This is a genomic window from Pseudomonas sp. yb_2 (assembly GCF_043103905.1).
Taxonomy (GTDB): domain Bacteria; phylum Pseudomonadota; class Gammaproteobacteria; order Pseudomonadales; family Pseudomonadaceae; genus Aquipseudomonas; species Aquipseudomonas alloputida.
Window position 1 is genome coordinate 25,913 of record NZ_JBICKH010000036.1, and the last position, 21,843, is coordinate 47,755.

Annotated in this window: 17 protein-coding genes; 5 read left to right on the forward strand and 12 right to left on the reverse strand. The window is 62.2% G+C overall.

Annotation, left to right across the window (positions count from 1 at the left end):
- Window positions 1-33 precede the first annotated feature (33 nt).
- The 7 genes from ACF8FB_RS09020 to puuE all read right to left on the reverse strand — a co-directional run bounded on the left by ACF8FB_RS09020 (window position 34) and on the right by puuE (window position 7,004).
- Window positions 34-816 (reverse strand): outer membrane protein OmpK, encoded by a 783-nt coding sequence (locus ACF8FB_RS09020; RefSeq protein WP_003254339.1) that lies wholly within the window; start codon window positions 814-816, stop codon window positions 34-36.
- A 353-nt stretch (window positions 817-1,169) separates the two neighbouring features.
- Window positions 1,170-1,955: an outer membrane protein OmpK gene (locus ACF8FB_RS09025; RefSeq protein WP_003254337.1), complete on the reverse strand. Its 786-nt coding sequence runs from the start codon at window positions 1,953-1,955 to the stop codon at window positions 1,170-1,172.
- 139 nt (window positions 1,956-2,094) lie between these two features.
- Window positions 2,095-3,450: a nucleobase:cation symporter-2 family protein gene (locus tag ACF8FB_RS09030; protein WP_010955033.1), complete on the reverse strand. Its 1,356-nt coding sequence runs from the start codon at window positions 3,448-3,450 to the stop codon at window positions 2,095-2,097.
- Between the two features lie 186 nt (window positions 3,451-3,636).
- Window positions 3,637-4,965, reverse strand: coding sequence for a urate hydroxylase PuuD (locus ACF8FB_RS09035; protein ID WP_392511234.1), 1,329 nt, complete (start codon window positions 4,963-4,965; stop codon window positions 3,637-3,639).
- A gap of 44 nt (window positions 4,966-5,009) precedes the next feature.
- On the reverse strand, window positions 5,010-5,513 hold the full coding sequence (locus ACF8FB_RS09040) for an ureidoglycolate lyase (RefSeq protein WP_003254333.1): 504 nt from the start codon (window positions 5,511-5,513) through the stop codon (window positions 5,010-5,012).
- Between the two features lie 49 nt (window positions 5,514-5,562).
- Complete coding sequence (uraD, locus tag ACF8FB_RS09045; protein ID WP_010955031.1) at window positions 5,563-6,078, reverse strand: 2-oxo-4-hydroxy-4-carboxy-5-ureidoimidazoline decarboxylase; 516 nt, start codon at window positions 6,076-6,078, stop codon at window positions 5,563-5,565.
- Window positions 6,078-7,004, reverse strand: a complete 927-nt coding sequence (gene puuE, locus ACF8FB_RS09050) for an allantoinase PuuE (protein ID WP_010955030.1) — start codon at window positions 7,002-7,004, stop codon at window positions 6,078-6,080. Before puuE ends, uraD begins: the two co-directional genes overlap by 1 nt.
- A 399-nt stretch (window positions 7,005-7,403) precedes the next feature.
- Here puuE and uraH point away from each other — a divergent pair, with 399 nt between their 5' ends.
- Window positions 7,404-7,757, forward strand: coding sequence for a hydroxyisourate hydrolase (gene uraH / locus ACF8FB_RS09055; RefSeq protein WP_003254328.1), 354 nt, complete (start codon window positions 7,404-7,406; stop codon window positions 7,755-7,757).
- Window positions 7,758-8,059: 302 nt separating this feature from the next.
- On the opposite strand, the gene ACF8FB_RS09060 is transcribed toward uraH, so the two are convergent.
- Complete coding sequence (locus tag ACF8FB_RS09060) at window positions 8,060-9,409, reverse strand: NCS2 family permease (protein ID WP_010955029.1); 1,350 nt, start codon at window positions 9,407-9,409, stop codon at window positions 8,060-8,062.
- A 280-nt stretch (window positions 9,410-9,689) separates the two neighbouring features.
- Between ACF8FB_RS09060 and ACF8FB_RS09065 the strand changes: the two genes are divergently transcribed.
- Both ACF8FB_RS09065 and aqpZ read left to right on the forward strand, forming a co-directional pair.
- On the forward strand, window positions 9,690-10,445 hold the full coding sequence (locus ACF8FB_RS09065; protein ID WP_392510458.1) for a GntR family transcriptional regulator: 756 nt from the start codon (window positions 9,690-9,692) through the stop codon (window positions 10,443-10,445).
- A 151-nt stretch (window positions 10,446-10,596) separates the two neighbouring features.
- The gene (aqpZ, locus tag ACF8FB_RS09070) at window positions 10,597-11,295 is read left to right on the forward strand and encodes an aquaporin Z (RefSeq protein ID WP_014590205.1); all 699 of its coding nucleotides are present in this window, start codon (window positions 10,597-10,599) and stop codon (window positions 11,293-11,295) included.
- Here aqpZ and guaD read toward each other — a convergent pair.
- The 4 genes from guaD to xdhA form a co-directional block, all read right to left on the reverse strand.
- Window positions 11,292-12,596, reverse strand: a complete 1,305-nt coding sequence (gene guaD, locus ACF8FB_RS09075; RefSeq protein ID WP_010955026.1) for a guanine deaminase — start codon at window positions 12,594-12,596, stop codon at window positions 11,292-11,294. The genes aqpZ and guaD overlap by 4 nt on opposite strands.
- Before the next feature lie 10 nt (window positions 12,597-12,606).
- Window positions 12,607-13,452 (reverse strand): xanthine dehydrogenase accessory protein XdhC, encoded by an 846-nt coding sequence (gene xdhC, locus ACF8FB_RS09080; protein WP_010955025.1) that lies wholly within the window; start codon window positions 13,450-13,452, stop codon window positions 12,607-12,609.
- 119 nt (window positions 13,453-13,571) lie between these two features.
- A complete protein-coding gene (xdhB, locus tag ACF8FB_RS09085) occupies window positions 13,572-15,971 on the reverse strand; it encodes a xanthine dehydrogenase molybdopterin binding subunit (RefSeq protein WP_392511235.1) in 2,400 nt (799 codons plus the stop codon).
- Window positions 15,964-17,418 carry a xanthine dehydrogenase small subunit gene (xdhA, locus tag ACF8FB_RS09090; protein WP_392511236.1) on the reverse strand — a complete coding sequence of 485 codons (1,455 nt, stop codon included), beginning with the start codon at window positions 17,416-17,418 and terminating at the stop codon, window positions 15,964-15,966. Before xdhA ends, xdhB begins: the two co-directional genes overlap by 8 nt.
- Before the next feature lie 268 nt (window positions 17,419-17,686).
- On the opposite strand from xdhA, the gene ACF8FB_RS09095 reads away from it, so the two are divergent.
- The gene (locus ACF8FB_RS09095) at window positions 17,687-18,346 is read left to right on the forward strand and encodes a GntR family transcriptional regulator (RefSeq protein WP_010955022.1); all 660 of its coding nucleotides are present in this window, start codon (window positions 17,687-17,689) and stop codon (window positions 18,344-18,346) included.
- 3 nt (window positions 18,347-18,349) lie between these two features.
- Window positions 18,350-21,838, forward strand: a complete 3,489-nt coding sequence (smc, locus tag ACF8FB_RS09100; RefSeq protein WP_010955021.1) for a chromosome segregation protein SMC — start codon at window positions 18,350-18,352, stop codon at window positions 21,836-21,838.
- Window positions 21,839-21,843 lie beyond the last annotated feature (5 nt).

The following is a 21,843-nucleotide window of genomic DNA, read 5'->3' on the forward strand; positions in this document are numbered from 1 at the left end:
GAATGGGCCGCAAAGCGGCCCCGCTAACTCAGGTCAGAAGTGAACCTTGACCAAGAAGCTCATGGTGTTCTGGTCGGTAGTGAAGGCATCGCTGTCCTTGATGCCGTACTTGTTCTTCCAGTAGTCATACTCCACACCCACGTACAGCTGTTTCTCACCCAGGTGCAATGCCTTGCCCAGGTCGTACTTGATCTGCGGGTTGAAGTGCAGGTTGGCCTGGTAGGTGCCGCGGCGGTTCTCGTCGTTGTCCACCACCCAGTCCATGAAACCGTCGATCAGCACGTCGGAATCGCCGACCGGAATGGTGTACGACCACACCGGGGTGATCTGCCACACGTTGTCACCGGCGCGGCTGCCGTCGGTGGTGCGGTTGTAGAAGTTCAGCTGGAAGTAGTCGAAGCCCGGGATGGCCAGGTCGAAGCCCGGGCCGATCAGGTAGGACTCGGTGTCACCCTCGCCAAACTCGTAGGTCATTGCCAGCAGCACGTCCTTGACCGGGCCAAACTCGATCTTCTGGTCGAAAATCTTGCCGAACGACAGGCGTGGGCTGATCTCACCGTAGTAGGTGTTCGGGCCGTTGCCGGCGTCTTTCTGGCCCTGGTAGAAGATCTTGTCGACGAAAATGAAGTTGTCGCCATACTTCCAGCCATCGGCGTGCTCGAAGGTGACGGTTTGCTGAATCGCCGGGTTGACCTTGAAGTTCTTGCCCCACAGGTAGGTCAGGCTGTTGTTCTGCCATTGCAGCAGGTCGCCGCCGAAGGTGGTGCCGCAGGCCAGCAGGCCGCCGGCGAGGATCAGGCTCTTGATAGTACGCATTGCGAGTGTCGCTCCCTTGATTGATCTGTTGTCAGCGCTCGGTGTCGGCGCTTTTTTTGTCTTTTGAGTCAGCTTTTTTCGATAGGCCACAGCTGTTTGGCAAGGGTTGGGCCAACTTTTCCGGGTTGGCAAAACCTTCCTGCTCGACTTCGTTCTGAACGGATGAAAAGGGTATTTCAGGCTGGCAACACGTTGGCCAACCGCCCGAATTCATTGACTGAGCGGTCAGTAAACGCAGGCAGAATCCGTTCTGCCCTGATCGAGGGGGCGCGCAGATTACTGGCTTGCGCGCCGCGCCTCAAGTGCTCCGTCCTGGAGCGGGGTGATTCAAACTTGTGCGTTTGGTCAACTTCCTAGAAGTGCACCTTGATCAGCGCACTGGCGACGCTTTGGTTGCTGTCCAGGTTGCCACGGCTGTCAATGCCGTACTTGTCTTTCCAGTAGCTGTATTCAAAGCCGACGTAGAGCTGCTTGGCGCCCAGGTTCAGCGCCTTGCCCAGGTCGTATTTGACCTGCGGGTTGAAGTGCAGGTTGGCGTGATAGGTGCCACGGCGGGTTTGGTCGTTGTCGGTAACCCAGTCCATGTAACCGTCGATCAGAATGTCTGACCGGCCTACAGGGAGGGTGTACGACCAGCCGGGGGTAATCTGCCAGACGTTGTCACCGGGGCGGCTGCCTTCGGTGTTACGCACGTAGAAATTGAGGGTGAAATAGTTGAAGCCGGGGATGTTCAAGTCGAAGCCGGGGCCGATCAGGTAGGCCTCGTTGTCGCCTTCACCGCGCTCGTAGGTCATGGCCAGCAGCACGTCCTTGATCGGACCGAAGGCAAGCTTGCGGTCGAAGATCTTGCCCAATGACAGGCGTGGGCTGAACTCGCCGTAGTAGGTGGTCACACCTTTGCCGGGGTCGGCCTTGCCGTTGTAGAAGATCTTGTCGACGAACATGAAGGTGTCGCCGTACTTCCATTTGTTGGCGTGCTCGAAGGTGATGGTCTGCTGGATATCAGGGTTGACCTTGAAGTCCTTGCCGTACAGGTAGGTCAGGCTTTCGCCGTGCCATTGCAGCCATTCGCCTGCGTGCGAGGGTAGGGTGGCCAGCAGGCTGCTGCCCAACAACAGGGACGTGGTGATGCGCTTCATGTTGTGATTCCCGGACTTATTGTTTTTGTTGGCGTTTTTTTGGCGCGCAGGCGCCCCGGGCGACCCATTCCGGCGGGTCGACGGCGTAGCGGTTACTGCAGAGGTGAACGAGGGGCAGCCATGCACCGCCCCCCTTGGCTCAATGCTGGTGACAGACGTCGTTGTGCATTGCGCGGTCGGCACCGCCAAGGATGTTGAACAGTACGTTCAACACCAGGGCACAGACCGTGGCCATGGCGATACCGCTGTGGGTGATGGGCTCCATCCACTGTGGCATCTGGGCAAAGAACTCCGGACGCACCACGGGGATCAACCCGAAGCCGACGCTCACGGCAACCAACAGCTGGTTGCGGCGGTCGCCGATGTCCGCCTCCTGAAGAATCTTGATCCCGGTGGCGGTGACCATGCCGAACATGGCGATGGACGCGCCGCCCAGTACTGCGGGCGGGATCGAGGCAATCAGGAAGGCCGCCTTGGGCAGCAGGCTGAGCAGGATCAGCAGTGCACCGGCCACGATGGTGACATAGCGGCAGCGCACCCCGGTCATCTGCACCAGGCCGATGTTCTGGGCGAACGAGGAGTGGGTGAAGGTGTTGAAGAAGCCCGCAATGAACGACGCACCGGCATCGCACAGCAGGCCGCGACGCAGCATGCCAGGGGTTACTTCACGATCAGTCACCTTGCCCAGGGCCAGGAACATGCCGGTGGACTCGACGAAGATGATCACCACTACCAGGCACATGGACAGAATCGGCGCCAGGCTGAAGGTCGGCATGCCGAAGTGCAGTGGGGTGACCACCTGCAACCACGGTGCTTCATTCAGGCCCGACAGGTCGACCATACCGATGGAACCGGCCAGGATGTAGCCAAGGCCCATGCCCACCAGTACCGACACGTTTACCCAGAAACCGCGCATGAAGCGGTTGATCAGCAGGATCACGGCCAGTACCAGGCCGGCCACCAGCAGGTAGATCGGCGAGCCGAACGTTTCTGCTTCATGGCCGCCACCGGCCCAGTTGACAGCCACCGGGAACAGCGACAGGCCAATCGAGGTGATCACCGTACCGGTGACCAGCGGTGGGAAGAAGCGGACAACCTTGGACATGAACGGCGCGATCAGCATGCCGAAGAACCCGGCAGCGATGGTCGCGCCGAAGATCCCCTGCAGGCCCACGCCGGGCATGCCGGCCATGGCCACCATGCTGCCGACGGCAGCGAAACTGGCACCCATCATCACCGGCATGCGGATGCCCACCGGGCCGATACCGAACGACTGGATGATGGTAGCGACGCCAGCGACAAGCAGGTCGGCGTTGATCAGGAAAGCGACTTCTTCACGGGACAACCCGGCGGCCTGGCCAATGATCAACGGCACGGCGATCGCGCCACCGTACATCAGCAGAACGTGTTGCAGGCCAACCAGGATCAGTTGGAACAGGGGCAAGGGTTCGCGCGGCGGCGCAATGGGGATATACGCCTTGCGTGACTCGGACATGCAGCACCTCGAGTTTTGTTTTTATTCTCGGATCCAAGCGGCAGGCTTCATGCCTGCGCGCTCGATGCTTGCTTGTTGCGTAACACATGGAGCTTGAGGCTGGGGCTATCGGCCTCTTCGCGGGCAAGCCCGCTCCTGCAGGGGAAGGTGATTCCCTTGGGGGGCGGGTTGCCTGGCGAGGTGCTGTCAGTTGACCTGGGCGCCTTTGGCGATCCAGTCGCCGACGAGCTTGCGCTCTTCGGTGGTCATCTGGGTGATGTTGCCCAGCGGCATGATCTGGCTGGCAACCGCTTGCGCCTGAATGCGCGCGGCCTGGGCCTGGATCTGCTGTGGAGTGTCGAACATCACGCCGGCAGGGGCGGTGCTGAACAGTGGGCTGGTCGGCTTGGACGAGTGGCACACAGTGCAGCGTTCCTGGATGACATTGTGGATCTTGTCGAATTCGCCACCTCCGGCCTGGGCAGCGGCCTGGGCCGGTGCTTGCGCAGGTGCGGCGGGTGCTTCGGCAGCCTTGGCGGCGTCCTCGGCACGCTGCTCGGCAGCCGTCTTGCCGCCTACCGCAGTTGCCGGCAGCGGCTGGTACTCGATCTTCGCTGCGGCTTGCTCAGGGCTTACGGCAATCGGTTTCGGGCCGGTAACGTAAGCCAGGCAGATCATCGCCAGAGCGCCGACGGGCAGGGTCCAGGCGTACTTGTTGCTGTCGTGGCGGGTGTTGAAGTAGTGGCGGATCAGAACCGCGGCTACTGCGATACCGGCCAGGATCAGCCAGTTGTACTGGCTACCGTAGGTGCTCGGGAAATGGTTGCTGATCATGATGAACAGCACCGGCAGGGTGAAGTAGTTGTTGTGACGCGAGCGCAGCAGGCCCTTGGCCGGCAGGACCGGGTCGGGCGTCTGGTTGTTCTCGATCGCCGCCACCAGCTGGCGTTGGGCCGGCATGATGATGCGGAACACGTTACCGACCATGATGGTGCCGATGATCGCGCCGGTGTGCAGGTAGGCGCCACGGCCGCTGAACACCAGGCTGAAGCCCCAGCAGGCAGCGATGATCAGCACGAACAGCACAGCACCGAGCAGCGCTGGCTTCTTGCCCAGGGGCGAGTCGCACAGGAAGTCGTAGATGAACCATCCCGCGATCAGCGAACCGATACCGATGGCCACGCCTTCGGCACCGCTCAGGGTGCTGCCAGGTGCCAGCAGGTACAGGGTCGGGTTCCAGTAGAACACCACGCACAGCAGGGCGATACCGGACATCCAGGTGAAGTAGGCTTCCCATTTGAACCAGTGCAGGTTCTCGGGCATTTTCGGGGGGGCGAGCTTGTATTTCTCCAGGTGGTAGATACCACCGCCGTGAATCGCCCAGAGATCACCTGACAACCCATCGCGCGGGTTGCTTCGGTTCAGGTGGTTCTCCAGCCAGACGAAGTAGAACGATGCACCGATCCAGGCGACGCCGGTGATCATGTGAACCCAGCGAATGCTCAGGTTCAGCCATTCGTGAAGGTGTGCTTCCACAGTATGTACCTCTGCCAGTCACCGAGAAGATGACTGACCTTTTCTTATTGGTGGGGATTGAGGATCAGCATCTGTTCCTCGGTGAAGTAATGCTCATCGCAGTTGTTGCCAGAACCACTGCGATCAACCACCAGGAAATCATCCCGCTTTTCGATCGTCAGCACCGGGTGGTGCCAGACGCCGCGATGGTAATTAACGCCCTGCCTGCCATTACTGCGGAAGGCTCGGACCAAGCCTGATACAGGTGCATCGCCAACGGGCGCGACCACGATCAGAAAGGGGTTGCCGAGCAGCGGGATGAAAGCCTGGCTGCCCAGCGGATGGCGTTCCAGCATGCGCACGGTCAGCGGCATGTCCTGCGCGTCGGCGCGGAAGATGCTGATGATCGCCTTGTCTTCAGGCTCGGCGGTTTCGACCGTGGCGAGCTTGTGAAAGCGCATGGTCGAGCCGTTGTTGATCATGAAGTGGTCGCTGCCGTCGGTTTCGATCACGTCTCCGAACTGGGCGAAGGCTTCTTTGGTCAAGGGCTCGATCATAAGGGTGCGCATGCGGTTATCTCTTCTATTGTTCGTTTTCTGAATAAGGTTCGGCTGTTGCTTACAGCTGCAGCAAGCGGAACAGGGCGATCAGGTTGATCTGTGCCAGGGCTTCCTTGAACTCGGCATCGGCATCGTTGTGGATGCGCTTTTCAAAGGCGGCGAGAATCTGGTGCCGGTTGCTGCCCTTCACCGCCATGATGAACGGGAACTGAAACTTGGCTTTATAGGCATCGTTCAGCTCGGTGAAACGGGCGAACTCCTCGGCGGTGCACTGGTGAATGCCGGCGCCGGCCTGTTCGTTGGTGCTCGATTCGGTCAGCTCGCCCTGGATGGCTGCCTTGCCGGCCAGGTCCGGGTGAGCGTTGATCAGCGCCAGCTGGTCGGCGTGGTTGGCGCTGAGCAGGATGTCGCTCATGCGCTGGTGCAGCGCCTCGATCTCGTCCAGCTCGCCCAGTTGGCCCAGGTCGTAGGCTTTTTCGGCAACCCACGGCGAGTGCTCGTAGATGTCGGCGAAGGCCTTGACGAAGGCGTCACGGTCCAGGGTGGATGGTTTGAGGGTATTGAAGGCGGTCATCAGGCGTTCTCATTCTTGTACGGGTGGGTGGCGTGCCAGTGGCGGGCGATATCCACGCGACGGGCGAACCAGACCTGGTCATGACTTTTTGCGTAATCGACGAAGCGCTTGAGTGCAGCCAGGCGTGCCGGGCGGCCGACCAGGCGGCAGTGCAGGCCGATGGAAAGCATTTTCGGTGCGTCGGCGCCTTCGGCGTACAGCACATCAAAGGCGTCTTTCAGGTACTGGAAGAACTGCTCGCCGCAGTTGAAGCCCTGTACCTGGGTGAAGCGCATGTCGTTGGTGTCCAGGGTGTAGGGGATCACCAGGTGCGGCTTGCCGGTGGGGTTGTTCGGCTCCCAGTAGGGCAGGTCGTCGTCGTAGGTGTCGCTGTCATAGAGGAAACCACCTTCCTCCATCACCAGGCGGCGGGTGTTCGGGCCGGTACGGCCGGTGTACCAGCCCAGCGGGCGCTCGCCGGTGAGTTCGGTGAGGATACGGATGGCTTCGAGCATGTGCTCGCGCTCCTGGGCCTCGTCCATGTTCTGGTAGTCGATCCAGCGGTAGCCATGGCTGCAGATCTCGTGGCCGGCTTCGACCATGGCGCGGATCACGTCGGGGTGGCGCTGGGCGGCCATGGCCACGGCGAAGATGGTGAGTGGCACGCCGCTGTCCTTGAACAGCTTCAGCAGGCGCCATACACCGGCACGGCTGCCGTATTCATACAGCGACTCCATGCTCATGTTGCGCTGGCCCTGCAGGGGTTGGGCAGCGACCATCTCGGACAGGAAGGCTTCGGATTCCTTGTCACCGTGCAGGATGTTGCGTTCGCCACCTTCCTCGTAATTGAGGACGAAAGACAGCGCGATGCGGGCGTTGCCCGGCCATTGCGGGTGAGGAGGGTTGTTGCCGTAACCGATCAGGTCGCGAGGGTAATCAGCGCTCACTGCAGTCTTCCTTCTTGTGCGTTAGTGCGGGGGGTGGGCGGGCCGCGTCGGTATGTCGCACCACCGGATGGGCTGATTGTATACAACTTCTGAAATCTTTTGTAAGCCTGTTTTTCCGCATTTCTTCCCTTTTGTCGCCTCGCAGCGACCTGGAAATACAGCGCAAGAAACCTGCCTGTTTGGTCAGCTAATGAGGTTGGCATCGTTATGGTGCGTGTATTTGCGACCGATGGGTCGTTTATGGGCAGCAAATGGAGGGTGTGACAGAAGGGATCAAAAAATTGTGTACAATCCTTGGATGGAATGTCTTAATAACGTCATTCCCGCCTGCCGCAGGCGCTAAGCTGGTGCGATGGCTGAGTATTTTTTGCCCACAGATTGAACAAGAGGCGACACGCAATGGGACGTTTGACCACACACGTACTGGATGCCGCGCATGGCTGCCCGGGTAGCTCGATCAAGGTCGAGCTGTACCGCGTCGAAGGCCAGCAGCTGGAACTGGTGAACACCGCCCTGACCAACAGCGATGGCCGTGTCGACGCGCCGCTGCTGCAGGGGGACGATTACCGCACTGGCGTTTACCAGTTGCAGTTCAGCGCTGGGGATTACTACCGCGCCCGTGGCGTGCAATTGCCGGCCCAGGCGTTTCTGGATGTTGTCGTGCTGCGCTTTGGCATCGACGAGTCGCAGGAGCACTACCACGTGCCGCTGCTGATTTCGCCGTACAGCTATTCGACCTATCGTGGAAGCTAGTTGGTCGCTAGAAGAATCTTCGTAGGTCCTTTGGCCCGCTCTCACACTGGCGGGCTTTTTTTCGTCTGCTGTTTTTTGCGTTGCCTGTGCCGGCCTCTTCGCGGGTGAACCCGCTCCTACGACGGGCTGTATCCAACTGTCCACCACCGTTGTAGGAGCGGGTTTACCCGCGAATACGGTGGCGGCAGCAACGGTGAACGGCGGGTGGGGATTGGTCAGCAGGGCCGGCCCTTTCGCGGGTGAACCCGCTCCTACGACGGGCTGTATCCAACTGTCCACCCCCGGGGTAGAAGCGCCCTCGGTCAGAGGAACACGAACTTGGCAATGAAGATCGCGCACAGCACCCACAGGCTGGCCGAGATTTCCTTGTACTTGCCGGTACCCGCCTTCAATGCCACATAGCTGATGAAGCCCAGGGCAATACCATCGGCGACCGAGAACGTCAGCGGCATCATGATCACTGTGACGATCGCCGGAATGCTGTCGGTGGCCTCATCCCAATGGATGTGCGCCATGCTGCCCATCATCAGCATCGCAACGTAGATCAGTGCACCTGCTGTCGCATAGGCCGGAATCATCCCGGCCAGCGGCGCGAAGAACATCGCGGCGATGAACAGCAGGCCTACCACCACAGCCGTCAGGCCAGTTCGGCCACCTGCGGCAACCCCCGCAGCACTCTCCACATAGCTGGTCACCGGCGGTACACCGACCACCGCGCCGAACACACTCGAGGCACTGTCAGCCTTCAACGCCTTCGACAGGTTCTCGATCCGCCCGTCCGGCGCCACCAGGTTGGCCCGTTGCGCGACGCCCATCAGGGTGCCGGCAGTGTCGAACATGTGCACGAACAAGAACGCCAGCACCACGCTGATCATGCTGACGTTGAACACGCCAGCCACGTCCATGGCCATCCAGGTGGGCGCCAGGCTCGGCGGCATCGACATCACCCCGCCAAACTTGACCAGGCCCAGGCCCCAGCCGGCCAGGGTGACACCCATGATGCTGATCAGGATCGCGCCGAATACCCGCTTGTAGCTGAGGATGGCGATCAGCAGGAAGCACACGGCCGCCAGCAGCGGCCCCGGCTCATGCAGCGAGCCCAGCTTGATCAGGGTGGCGGGGCTGTCGACGATGATGCCTGCAGTCTTCAGGCCGATCAGCCCGAGAAACAATCCGACGCCGGCCCCCATGGCATGGCGCAGGCTGACCGGAATGCTGTTGAGCAGCCATTCGCGCACTTTCGACAAGGTCAGGAACATGAACAACACGCCCGAGACGAATACCGCCCCCAGCGCCGTTTCCCAGTTGTAGCCCATGGTGCCGACCACGGTGTAGGTAAAGAAGGCATTGAGCCCCATGCCCGGCGCCAGGCCCACCGGCCAGTTGGCGTACAGGCCCATCAGCAGGCAGCCCAGCGCGGCGGCGATGCAGGTGGCGACAAAAGCGGCACCATGGTCGATGCCGGCGTCGGCCATGATGTTGGGGTTGACGAAGATGATGTAGGCCATGGTGATGAAGGTGGTCACCCCAGCGATCATTTCGGTTCTGACGGTGCTGCCGTGTTGCTTGAGTTTGAAAATCCGCTCCAGCCAGCTCGTTTCGAGCGGTGGGGCAAGATCCAGCGTAGGGGCTTCGGATTTGCGGCTTTCCACAGCGAGTACTCCTCAAGTCGTTCTTGTTGTTATGGAGCCAGTTTCCTGAGCGATGCACTTGGCGGCTCCGCGGGAAGGCAGACGTCTGACCGTTTGTTGACTTATGGGTCAAGAAGTTGCTCGGTGGATTATGCTTTTGTGTACAAATAAAGCAAATAATGTTTTATGTTTTGTGTGCGCAATGTGTCGTACAACGGCTATATAGGTAAAACGCCCCCTGCGGAATCGCCTCAGCCTGTGTACAATGGCGCCATACTTTCTCTTCGTGCCTCGAGAGCCCATGAACGAACAGCTGCAACCTCTGAAGAAACCTGCACGAGTCGGCAAGGCCGGCCGCAGCGGTACCCAGGACGACATCGTCTACGCGCATATTTTCGAGGCGATCCTCGAGCAGCGTCTGGCTCCGGGCACCAAGTTGAGCGAGGAAGCGCTGGGCGAGATCTTTGGCGTCAGCCGCACCATCATCCGCCGCGCCTTGTCGCGCCTGGCCCACGAAAGCGTGGTGCTGCTGCGACCGAACCGCGGTGCGGTGGTGGCCAGCCCGACCGTCGAAGAGGCGCGCCAGGTGTTCTTCTCGCGGCGCATGGTCGAACGCGCCATCACCGAGCTGGCGGTGCAGCATGCCACCCCCGAGCAGCTCAACGAGCTGCGGCAGATGGTGCGCGAAGAGCGCGACAGCTTCTCGCGCGGTGACCGGGGTGCCGGTATCCGCCTTTCCGGTGAGTTCCACCTCAAGCTGGCCGAAGCGGCGGGCAATGCGCCGCTGGTGAGTTTCCAGCGCAGCCTGGTCTCGCAGACTTCGCTGATCATTGCCCAGTACGAAAGCGGCAACCGCTCCCACTGCTCTTACGATGAACACATGCAGCTCATCGATGCCATCGAGGCACGCGATGCCGAGCAGGCGGTGAGCCTGATGATGCATCACATGGACCACATCGACAGCAAGCTGAATCTGGACGAGGAGAGCGCCTCGGACGATTTGCATGCCGTGTTCTCGCATCTGTTGAAAAAAACCAAGGTTTCCATCAAGGGTTGATCGTTTGCCTGCGTGATCGAGGGGCTGCAAGGCAGCCCTTCCAGCCACTACTGGCCATAACCCAAAGGTCTGCTAAATTCTTGTGAGCAAACCTTCATCAAGCAGTTGGGCTTGCGCATTCGTTGCGTTCAACTTCTTGAGGAATGGATTCATGAGCATGTCCCTGGGTAAACGCATGGGGGCCGAACTGATCGGCACCTTCTGGCTGGTCCTTGGTGGCTGTGGCAGTGCGGTACTCGCAGCCAGTTCCCCTCTCGGCATCGGTGTGCTCGGTGTCGCCTTCGCCTTCGGCCTCACCGTACTGACCATGGCCTTCGCCATCGGCCATATTTCTGGTTGCCATCTAAACCCTGCCGTGTCGTTTGGGCTGGTGGTGGGCGGGCGCTTCCCGGCAAAAGAGCTGCTGCCTTATGTGATCGCCCAGGTGATCGGTGCCATCCTGGCGGCCGGTGTGATCTACCTCATCGCCAGCGGCAAGGCCGGTTTCGAGCTGTCTGCGGGGTTGGCTTCAAACGGCTACGCCGACCACTCGCCCGGTGGCTATACGCTGGGTGCGGGCTTTGTCAGTGAAGTGGTGATGACGGCGATGTTCCTGGTGGTCATCATGGGGGCGACCGACGCCCGCGCGCCGGCAGGTTTTGCACCCATCGCCATCGGCCTGGCCCTGACCCTGATCCACCTGATCTCGATCCCGGTGACCAATACCTCGGTCAACCCCGCGCGTAGCACGGGGCCGGCCTTGTTCGTCGGTGGCTGGGCCCTGCAGCAGCTGTGGCTGTTCTGGGTGGCGCCGCTGATCGGTGCTGCTATCGGCGGCGCGCTGTATCGGGGCCTGGCGAAAGAACCTTAACGCTGGTGCACGCAGCGCCCGGCGGCGTAGGTTTCACGGACGGTACGGTCATCGCCCAGGGTGGTGAGCACGAACAAGGTTTCTTCGATGCTGTTGGACTGCTGGATGCGGTAGTCCAGCAGTGGCGTGGCCTTGTAGTCCAGCACCACGAAGTCGGCATCGTTGCCCGGGCGCAGGCTACCGATACGGTCGTCCAGGCGTAGTGCGCGGGCGCCGCCGAGGGTGGCCAGGTACAGCGATTTGTACGGATGCAGGCGCGCGCCTTGCAGCTGCATCACCTTGTATGCCTCGTTCAGGGTGTTCAGCAGAGAAAAGCTGGTGCCGGCGCCAACGTCGGTACCCAGGCCCACGTTGACCCCGAACCGCTCGGCCTGGGGCAGGTTGAACAGGCCGCTGCCGAGGAACAGGTTGGAGGTGGGGCAGAAGGCCACGGCCGAGCCGGTTTCGGCCAGGCGTTGGCACTCTTCGTCGCACAGGTGTACGCCGTGGGCAAACACCGAGCGCTCGCCCAGCAGCTCGAAGTGATCGTAGACGTCCAGATAACCCTTCTGCTCGGGGAACAGCGACTTGACCCAGTCGATTTCCTTGAGGTTTTCCGACAGGTGCGTGTGCATGTACACGCCGGGGTGTTCCTTGAGCAATTGGCCGGCCAGGGTCAATTGTTCCGGTGTGCTGGTTGGGGCGAAGCGCGGGGTGACTGCATAGTGCAGGCGGCCCTTGCCATGCCAGCGCTCGATCAGTGCCTTGCTTTCGGCATAGCCCGATTCGGCGGTGTCGGTCAGGTAGTCCGGCGCGTTGCGATCCATCATTACCTTGCCGGCGATCAGGCGCAGGTCCAGGCGTTCAGCCTCTTCGAACAGGGCATTCACCGACTCTGGGTGCACGCTGCCGAATACCAGCGCAGTGGTGGTGCCGTTGCGCAGCAGTTCCTTGAGGAAGATCTTCGCCACCTGGTCGGCGTGGCCTTTGTCGGCGAACTGTTTTTCGCAGGGGAAGGTGTAGGTATTGAGCCAATCCAGCAGCTGCTCGCCGTAGGAACCGATCATGCCGGTCTGCGGGAAGTGGATGTGGGTATCGATGAAGCCCGGGGTGATCAGCGCGTCCTGGTAGTGCTCGACCGGGATGCCGGCATCCAGCGTCGGCAGCAGTTCACTGGCGTGCCCCACGGCGCTGATGCGGCCATCGTCGACCACCAGCAGGCCGTCTTCGTAGTATTCATGGGAAGCCTCCAGGCCCACCTCGGCCGGGTCGGCAATGCTGTGCAGGATGGCGGCACGGTAGGCTTTGCGGGTAACGGTCATAACACACTCGTCAAATGGCTTGGCTGCGCCGGGAGGGCGGCAGCAACTGGGCAATGGGGCCGGCATTGGCGGCAGCGTCGTGCTGGCCGAAGCAGGCGTTGTAAGTGGCAATGATTTCACCGGCGATGGACACGGCGATCTCGATGGGCAGCTTGCCTTTGACCTCGGCCAGGCCCATCGGGCAGCGCATGCGGGCCATCACGGCCTCGTCAAAGCCTCGTTCGCGCAGGCGGTGCTCGAACTTGACCCGTTTGGTCTTCGAGCCGATCAGGCCGAACCAGGTGAAATCGTTGCGCTTGAGAATGGCGGCAGTCAGTTCCAGGTCGAGCTGGTGGTTGTGGGTCATGACGATGCAGTAGCTGCCGGGCGGCAGGTCCGCGACTTCGTCGACCGGTTCCTCACTGACGACCTTGGTCACCCCATTGGGGATGAGTTCGGGGAATTCCTGTTCACGCGAGTCGATCCAGCGCACCCGGCAGGGGAGCGCGGCGAGCAAGGGTACCAGAGCCCTGCCGACATGGCCCGCGCCGAACACGGCGATCTGCGCCTGCACCGCGGCCATCGGCTCGAACAGCAGCACGGTGGCGCCGCCGCAACACTGGCCCAGGCTGGCACCGAGGCTGAAGCGCTCCAGGTGCGGGGTGGTGCGCTGCTCTTCGAGCATTTGCCGGGCGATGTGCAGCGCCTTGTATTCCAGGTGGCCGCCGCCGATGGTGTCGAACAGGCCGCTGGCGCTGACCACCATCTTCGAGCCTGCGTTGCGCGGGGTAGAGCCGCGCTCTTCGATGATGGTCACCAGCACGCAAGCTTCGCCACGGGACTGGTGGTCGGCGAGGGCGTTGATCCATTGGTGCATGATGCAACCTCTCTAAGCCATGCTGCCGACCCTTGTAGGAGCGGGTTTACCCGCGAATGTAGCGCTGGAGCTGATATCGCATTCGCGGGTAAACCCGCTCCTACAAGGGCCTTGCGTTGTCAGGGGGTGATGGTTTCCAGTTCCCGTTCGCGCGACTGTGTTTCAGCCACTGCCTTGCGCATCTGCTCGCAGCCCCAAAGCACCCGCTCTGGCGTTGCCGGCGCATCCACCTGCGGCTGCACGCGGTAATCAGCCAGGCTGGCCACGGCATCCTTGATTGCACACCAGGCAGCAATGCCGAGCATGAACGGGGGCTCGCCCACGGCCTTGGAGTGGAACACGGTGTCTTCCGGGTTCTTGCGGTTCTCCACCAGCTTCACTCGCAGGTCCAGTGGCATGTCGGCCACAGCCGGGATCTTGTAGCTGGCCGGGCCGTTGGTCATCAGCTTGCCTTTGGCGTTCCACACCAGCTCTTCGGTGGTCAGCCAGCCCATGCCCTGGATGAAACCGCCCTCCACCTGGCCGATGTCGATCGCAGGGTTCAGCGAATCGCCCACGTCGTGCAGGATGTCGGCGCGCAACATCTTGTATTCGCCGGTCAGCGTGTCGACGATCACTTCCACGCAGGCAGCGCCAAAGGCGAAGTAGTAGAACGGCCGGCCGCGGGCCTGGCTGCGGTCGTAGAAGATCTTCGGCGTGCGGTAGAACCCGGTGCTGGACAGCGACACCTGGGCGAAGTAGGCCTGCTGCACCAGTTGCTCGAAGCTGACGATCTGGTCGCGCACCCGCACATGGCCGTTGCGGAACTCGACGTCTTCCTCGGTCACCTGATAGTGCCGTGCGGCAAACTCGGTCAGGCGTTTCTTGAGGATTTCGGCGGCGTTCTGCGCCGCCTTGCCGTTCAGGTCGGCGCCGCTGGAAGCAGCCGTAGGCGAGGTGTTAGGCACCTTGTCGGTGTTGGTAGCGGTGATCTGGATGCGGCTGAAATCCACCTGGAAGATCTGCGCCACCACCTGGGCCACCTTGGTGTTCAGGCCCTGGCCCATTTCGGTGCCGCCGTGGTTCAGGTGAATGCTGCCGTCGGTGTAGATATGGATCAGTGCACCGGCCTGGTTGAGGAAGGTGGCGGTGAACGAAATGCCGAACTTGACCGGTGTCAGTGCCAGGCCTTTCTTCAGGATCGGGCTGTTGGCGTTGAAGCGGCGGATCGACTCGCGTCGCTCGGCGTAGTCGCTGCTGGCCTCCAGCTCGGCGGTCATCTCTTCGAGCATGTTGTGCTCGACGGTCTGGTAGTAGTGGGTGACGTTGCGTTCGGTCTTGCCGTAATAGTTGGCCTTGCGCACGGCCAGCGGGTCGCGGCCCAGATGACGGGCGATATGGTCCATCACCTGCTCGATGGCGACCATGCCCTGTGGGCCGCCAAAGCCGCGGTAGGCGGTGTTGGAGGCGGTGTTGGTCTTGCAGCGGTGGCCATGGACGGTGGCATCGCCCAGGTAGTAAGCGTTGTCGGAGTGGAACATGGCACGGTCGACGATCGAACCGGACAGGTCGGGCGAATAGCCACAGTTGCCAGCCAGGTCGAAATTGATACCGTGCAGCCGGCCGTTGTCGTCGAAGCCCACGTCATACTCGACGTAGAACGGGTGGCGCTTGCCGGTCATGGTCATGTCTTCGACCCGCGGCAGGCGCATCTTGGTTGGCTGGCCGGTCAGGCGCGCAATTACCGCGCACAAGCATGCCGGGCTGGCGGCCTGGGTTTCCTTGCCGCCAAAACCGCCGCCCATGCGGCGCATGTCCAGCACCACCTTGTTCATCGGCACGTCGAGTACTTCGGCGACCAGTTTCTGCACTTCGGTGGGGTTCTGTGTGGAGCAGTAGACGATCATGCCGCCGTCTTCGGTAGGCATGACCGAGGAAATCTGCGTTTCCAGGTAGAAGTGCTCCTGGCCGCCGATGTGCAGGGTGCCCTGAATGCGATGCGGGGCGCTGGCCAGGGCGGCAGCCGAATCGCCGCGCTGATGGGTGTGGCTATCGAGCACGAAGTGCTTCTTGCGCAGCGCCTCGACCACGTCCAGCACCGGTTCCAGGTCTTCGTACTCGACGATGGCGGCCATGGCCGCTTTGCGTGCGGTTTCAAGATCGCGGGCAGCGACAGCGAGCACCGGCTGGCCGAAGAACTCGACCTTGTCGATGGCCAGCAGCGGGTCGCCGGCCACCACCGGGCCGATGTCCTTCAGGCCGGGGATGTCTTCGTGGGTGATGGCGATACGCACACCCTCGAAGGCATAGCACGGCGTGGTGTCGATGCGCAGGATGCGCGCATGGGCGCGGTCGGCGGTACGTGCATACACATGCAACTGGTTAGGGAATTCCAGGCGATCGTCAATGTACACAGCCTCCCCCGATACATGCTTGTCGGCGCTGTCGTGCTTGACGCTGCGGCCGACCCCGGTGGTCAGGTCCTGGCTGAACAGTTCGGCCATCTCGGCCTGGCTCTTGGCTACGTGATGGTTAGACATAAGCGGTCACCCGGGTTTCGATGTACGGTGTTTGCTGTTCGATGAAATACTTGCGCAGCAGGTTCTGCGCGGTCAGCAGGCGGTATTCCTTGCTGGCGCGGAAGTCGCTGAGCGGGGTGAAGTCCTCGGCCAGGGCCTGGCAGGCGCGCTCGATGGCAGCCTGGTCCCACGGCTTGCCGCGCAGCGCCGCCTCACAGGCGCGGGCGCGCTTGGGAATCGCCGCCATGCCGCCGAAGGCGATACGCACACCGCTGACCACACCGTCTTCGATGCTCAGGTTGAAGGCTGCGCACACGGCGGAGATGTCATCGTCCAGGCGCTTGGACACTTTATAGGCGCGGAACGCCCAGTCACTGGAGGCGCGCGGTACGATGATCTTCTCGATGAACTCGCTGTCCTGGCGAGCCGTGATGCGGTAGTCGATGAAGTAGTCTTCCAGCGGCATCACCCGTTGGCGTTCACCCTGGCGCAGCACCACCTGCGCGTCCAGGGCGATCAGCAGGGGTGGCGAGTCGCCGATTGGCGAGGCGTTCCCGATGTTGCCGCCGAGGGTGCCCTGGTTGCGGATCTGCAGCGAGGCGAAGCGGTGCAGCAGTGCCCCGAAGTCAGGGTACTCCTCGTTCAGCGCGGCGTAGCAGTCAGTCAGTGGCGTGGCGGCGCCGATCTCCAGGTGGCTGGCGGTTTTCTCGATGCGCTTGAGTTCTGCCACATGGCCAACGTAGATCATCACCGGCAAGGTCTTGTGGAGCTGGGTGACTTCCAGCGCCAGGTCGGTACCACCGGCCAGCAGTCGCGCTTCGGGGTGCGAGCTGTACAGGTCGGCCAGATCCGCCACGGTCAGCGGCACCAGGCAGCGCTTGTCGCCGCTGTTCAGCTCGCCGGTCTGGGTCGGGGCAATGGCCTTGAGGCGGCTGATGGTTTGCGCCTGCTGGGTATCGAACTGGTCGCGGCAGGGCTGGCGGCAGCTCTGCTCGGCGGCGTCGAGGATCGGTCGGTAACCGGTGCAGCGGCACAGGTTGCCAGCCAGGGCTTCCTGGGCCTGATGCAGGTCGGGGCCGCTGCTGTTCTTTTGCAGGGCAAACAGTGACATGACGAAGCCGGGCGTGCAGAAGCCGCATTGCGATCCGTGGCAGTCCGCCATCGCTTGCTGAACGCTGTGCAGTTGACCCTGTTGTTTGAGCCCCTCGACGCTGATCAGTTGCTTGCCGTGCAGCGACGACACAAAGGTCAGGCACGAATTGAGGCTGCGGTAGCGCAGGCTGTCGTTACCCTGGTCGTCCTGGATCAGTTCGCCGACCACCACGGTGCAAGCGCCGCAGTCTCCACTGGCGCAGCCCTCCTTGGTGCCGGTTTTGCCCAGGTGCTCGCGCAGGTACTGCAGCACCGTCATGTTAGGGTCCAGGGCGTGCTCACTACGCAGCTCCTGGTTGACGAGAAACTGGATCACGGGGAAGGCCTCGCAATGGTTTTATTGTTGTTGGGCGGACTCTAAGCAAGACCTGTCTAGCAGGTCAATATTTTTCTGACTCAAGGGTCAAGAAAATGCACATGTCCATGCCCAGCCGCACACACTGCCTCTATTACAAGCATAGATCGCGCCGGGCGCGCGGCTGTCTGACAGGTCAAATAAACCACCTGGCCCCTCTGCGCGATTACCGCCCAAGTACGCTACAATTCGCCCCTTGTGCCCAGTTCAATGATTTTGAAGGAAAACCATGACGTTCAAGGCCCCGGACAGCCTCTCCGAGCAGATTGCCGATTACCTGGCCGAACGCATCATCCGCGGCGAGCTGGCGCCAGGCGAACGTATCCAGGAGCAGAAAGTTACCCAGGCGCTCAACGTCAGCCGCGGCTCGGTGCGCGAAGCACTGCTGATCCTCGAGCGCCGCCATCTGGTGGCGATCCTGCCGCGCCGGGGCGCCCATGTGACCCAGCTGGACGAACGCAGCGTTCGCAGCCTGTGCTCACTGATGGGCGAGTTTTACATCCTGCTGGGCAATGCGGTTGCGCAAAAATGGCGCACCGAAGCCGACCTGCGCCCGTTTCTGGAAATCCAGCAGCGGCTGCAGCGTGCCCATGACCAGCTCGACATCAAGACCTTCGTCGCCGACAGTTTTGCGGTCATGCGTGCGGCCTATCCGTTCGCCGACAACCCGTTCCTGCAGGAAACCGTGGAAAACCTGCAGCCGGCCATGAGCCGTGCCTATTACCTGTCGCTGGACCAGCGCCAGGCCAACATGATCGACTATCTCGACCTGTTCGCCCGCTTGCTCGAAGCCGTGGTCTCGCGTGACCTGCCGCGCATTCGCGAGGTGCTCACCGCCTATGGCCAGCGCAGCTGCGAACTGGTGCTGGCGGCACTGGCCAGAGGCTGACCGATGCGCCTGAAGTGCATTCGCCTGGCCGGGTTCAAGTCGTTCGTCGACCCGACCACGGTCAACTTCCCCAGCAACATGGCGGCCGTGGTCGGCCCAAACGGCTGCGGCAAGTCCAATATCATCGACGCGGTGCGTTGGGTGATGGGCGAGAGTTCGGCGAAGAACCTGCGCGGCGAGTCGATGACCGACGTCATCTTCAACGGCTCCAGTGGCCGCAAGCCGGTCAGCCAGGCCAGTATCGAGCTGGTGTTCGACAACAGCGAAACCACCCTGGTCGGCGAGTATGCCGCCTACGCCGAGATTTCGATCCGCCGCAAGGTTACCCGCGACGGGCAGAACAGCTATTACCTCAACGGCACCAAGTGCCGCCGGCGTGACATCACGGATATTTTCCTTGGGACGGGTCTGGGGCCGCGCAGCTACTCGATCATCGAGCAGGGCATGATCTCCAAGCTGATCGAGGCCAAGCCCGAGGAGCTGCGCAATTTCATCGAGGAAGCGGCTGGCATTTCCAAATACAAGGAGCGCCGCCGCGAAACCGAGAACCGCATCCGCCGCACCCAGGAAAACCTGGCGCGCCTGACCGACCTGCGCGAAGAGCTCGAGCGCCAGCTGGAGCGTCTGCATCGCCAGGCCCAGGCAGCCGAAAAGTACCGTGAGTACAAGGCTCAGGAGCGGCAGCTGAAAGCGCGCCTGTCTGCCTTGCGCTGGCGAGACCTGGACGAACAAGTACGCCAGCGCGAATCGGTGATCGGTGATCAGGGCGTTTCTCACGAGGCACTGGTGGCCGAGCAGCGCAATGCCGATGCCAGTATCGAACGCCTGCGCGACGGTCATCACGAACTGTCCGAACGCTTCAACCAGGTGCAGGGCCGTTTCTACTCGGTTGCCGGTGACATCGCCCGGGTCGAGCAGAGCATTCAGCACGGCCAGCAGCGCCTGCGGCAGTTGCAGGACGACTTCAAGGAAGCCGAGCGCACACGCCTGGAAACCGAATCGCACCTGGGGCACGACCGCACCCTGCTGGCGACTTTGGGCGAAGAGCTGGCCATGCTCGAACCCGAGCAGGAAATGACCCTGGCTGCTGCCGAGGAAGCCGCTGCCGCGCTTGAAGAGGCCGAGCTGGGCATGCACGGCTGGCAGGAACAGTGGGACAGCTTCAACAGCCGCTCCGCCGAACCGCGCCGCCAGGCCGAAGTGCAGCAGGCGCGCCTGCAGCAGCTGGAAACCAGCCTTGAGCGCCAGGCCGAGCGCCAGCGCAAGTTGGTCGAGGAGCGCGAGCAACTGGGCAGCGACCCGCAGGATGCCGCCATGCTCGAACTGGCCGAGCAACTGGCCAGCAGCGAAATGCTGCTGGAAGAACTGCAGCTCTGCGAAGAGCAGGTGATCGAGCGCCTGGAAAGCGCGCGCGAGCAACTGCAGCAGGCCACCCAGGCGCAACAGCAGGCACAGGGCGACCTGCAGCGCCTGGGTGGGCGCCTGGCCTCGCTGGAAGCCTTGCAGCAGGCCGCCCTGGAGCCGGGCGCAGGTGCTGCGCAATGGCTGCACGGCCAAGGGCTGGAGCAACAGCCGCGGCTGGCCGAAGGCTTGCGGGTGGAGCCGGGTTGGGAGCTGGCGGTAGAGACGGTGCTTGGCGCCGATCTGCAGGCTGTGCTGGTGGACGATTTCAACGACCTCGATTTTGCCGGCCTGGAACAGGGTGAGCTGCGCTTGTTGCTGGCCGTCGGCGCGGGGGCGACGTTGCCCGGCAGCTTGCTGGAGAAGGTCGAGGGCCGTATCGACCTGGCGCCCTGGCTGGGCCAGGTCAGGCCTGTGGAAGACCTGGCTCAGGCACTGGAGCAGCGCGGATCGCTCGGCGAAGGGCAGAGTCTGGTCAGTCGCGATGGCTACTGGGTCGGCCGGCACTTCCTGCGGGTACGCCGGGGTGGCGAGGCCGAAGGCGGCGTGCTGGCGCGCGGCCAGGAAATCGAACGCCTGGGCCAGGAACAACTGGAACAGGAAGCGGCGCTGGAGCAACTCGATCAACAGTTGCAGGCCCTGCGCGAGCAGCAACTGGACCTGGAGGAGCAGCGCGAACAGTTGCGCCGCCGCACCCAGGATGAAAACCGCCTGCACGGCGAACTGAAGGCCAGTCTTTCGGCCAGCCGCGCGCGCGCCGAGCAGGTCGAGCTGCGCCGCCGCCGCCTGCAGGAAGAGCTGAGCGAGCTGGAAGAACAGCGCGCTCTGGAACACGAGCAACTGGGCGAAGCGCGCCTGCTGCTGCAAGAGGCTTTGGAGCTCATGGCCCAGGACACCGAGCAGCGCGAACAGTTGATGGCCCGCCGCGATACCTTGCGCGAAAGCCTTGACCGGGTGCGTCAGGAGGCCCGCCAGCACAAGGACCACGCTCACCAGCTGGCGGTGCGCCTGGGGTCGCTGCGTGCCCAGCACGACTCTACCCGCCAGGCGCTGGAGCGTCTGGAGCAGCAAGCTGCGCGCCTGACCGAACGCCAGGAACAACTGAGCCTGAACCTGGAGGAGGGTGAAGCCCCGCAGGAAGAACTGCGTCTGAAGCTGGAGGAGCTGCTGGAGCGGCGCATGAGCGTCGACGAGGAAATGCGCCTGGCTCGCCTGCACATGGACGAAGCTGACCGCGAACTGCGCGATGCCGAAAAACGCCGCACCCAGGCCGAGCAGCAGGCCCAGCTGCTGCGTGGTCAACTGGAGCAGCTGCGCCTGGAGTGCCAAGGCCTGGATGTGCGGCGCAAGACCTTGCAGGAACAGTTGCTGGCCGACGGCTATGACCTGCAAGGCGTGCTCGCCACCCTGGAAGCCGAGGCCAGCGAGCAGGGCACCGAGCAGGAGCTGGAACAGCTTGAAGCGCGCATCCAGCGCCTGGGGGCGATCAACCTGGCGGCCATCGAAGAATACGAGCAGCAGTCCGAGCGCAAACGTTACCTGGACGCCCAGGACGCCGACCTGGTCGAAGCGCTGGAGACCCTCGAAAACGTCATCCGCAAGATCGACAAGGAAACCCGCAACCGCTTCAAGGATACCTTTGATCAGATAAATGCCGGATTACAGGCACTTTTCCCAAAAGTTTTCGGGGGTGGCAGCGCTTATCTGGAACTGACGGGCGAAGATTTACTCGATACAGGGGTGACGATCATGGCGCGCCCACCGGGCAAGAAGAACAGCACCATCCATTTGCTGTCCGGCGGCGAGAAGGCACTGACCGCCTTGGCGCTGGTGTTTGCCATCTTCAAGTTGAACCCCGCACCGTTCTGCATGCTCGACGAGGTCGATGCGCCGCTGGACGATGCCAACGTCGGGCGCTACGCGCGTCTGGTCAAGGAAATGAGTGAAAGCGTGCAGTTCATCTACATCACCCATAACAAGATTGCCATGGAGATGGCGGACCAATTGATGGGGGTGACCATGCATGAACCAGGTTGTTCACGCCTTGTTGCGGTTGATGTGGAGGCGGCCATGGCCATGGTCGACGCTTGATGCAC

Coding starts and splice junctions, on each gene's coding strand:
- ACF8FB_RS09020 (WP_003254339.1), bottom strand. CDS start 816: ATGCGTACTATCAAGAGCCTGATCCTCGCCGGCGGCCTGCTGGCCTGC.
- ACF8FB_RS09025 (WP_003254337.1), bottom strand. CDS start 1,955: ATGAAGCGCATCACCACGTCCCTGTTGTTGGGCAGCAGCCTGCTGGCC.
- ACF8FB_RS09030 (WP_010955033.1), bottom strand. CDS start 3,450: ATGTCCGAGTCACGCAAGGCGTATATCCCCATTGCGCCGCCGCGCGAA.
- ACF8FB_RS09040 (WP_003254333.1), bottom strand. CDS start 5,513: ATGCGCACCCTTATGATCGAGCCCTTGACCAAAGAAGCCTTCGCCCAG.
- uraD (WP_010955031.1), bottom strand. CDS start 6,078: ATGACCGCCTTCAATACCCTCAAACCATCCACCCTGGACCGTGACGCC.
- uraH (WP_003254328.1), top strand. CDS start 7,404: ATGGGACGTTTGACCACACACGTACTGGATGCCGCGCATGGCTGCCCG.
- ACF8FB_RS09065 (WP_392510458.1), top strand. CDS start 9,690: ATGAACGAACAGCTGCAACCTCTGAAGAAACCTGCACGAGTCGGCAAG.
- aqpZ (WP_014590205.1), top strand. CDS start 10,597: ATGAGCATGTCCCTGGGTAAACGCATGGGGGCCGAACTGATCGGCACC.
- guaD (WP_010955026.1), bottom strand. CDS start 12,596: ATGACCGTTACCCGCAAAGCCTACCGTGCCGCCATCCTGCACAGCATT.
- xdhC (WP_010955025.1), bottom strand. CDS start 13,452: ATGCACCAATGGATCAACGCCCTCGCCGACCACCAGTCCCGTGGCGAA.
- xdhB (WP_392511235.1), bottom strand. CDS start 15,971: ATGTCTAACCATCACGTAGCCAAGAGCCAGGCCGAGATGGCCGAACTG.
- ACF8FB_RS09095 (WP_010955022.1), top strand. CDS start 17,687: ATGACGTTCAAGGCCCCGGACAGCCTCTCCGAGCAGATTGCCGATTAC.
- smc (WP_010955021.1), top strand. CDS start 18,350: ATGCGCCTGAAGTGCATTCGCCTGGCCGGGTTCAAGTCGTTCGTCGAC.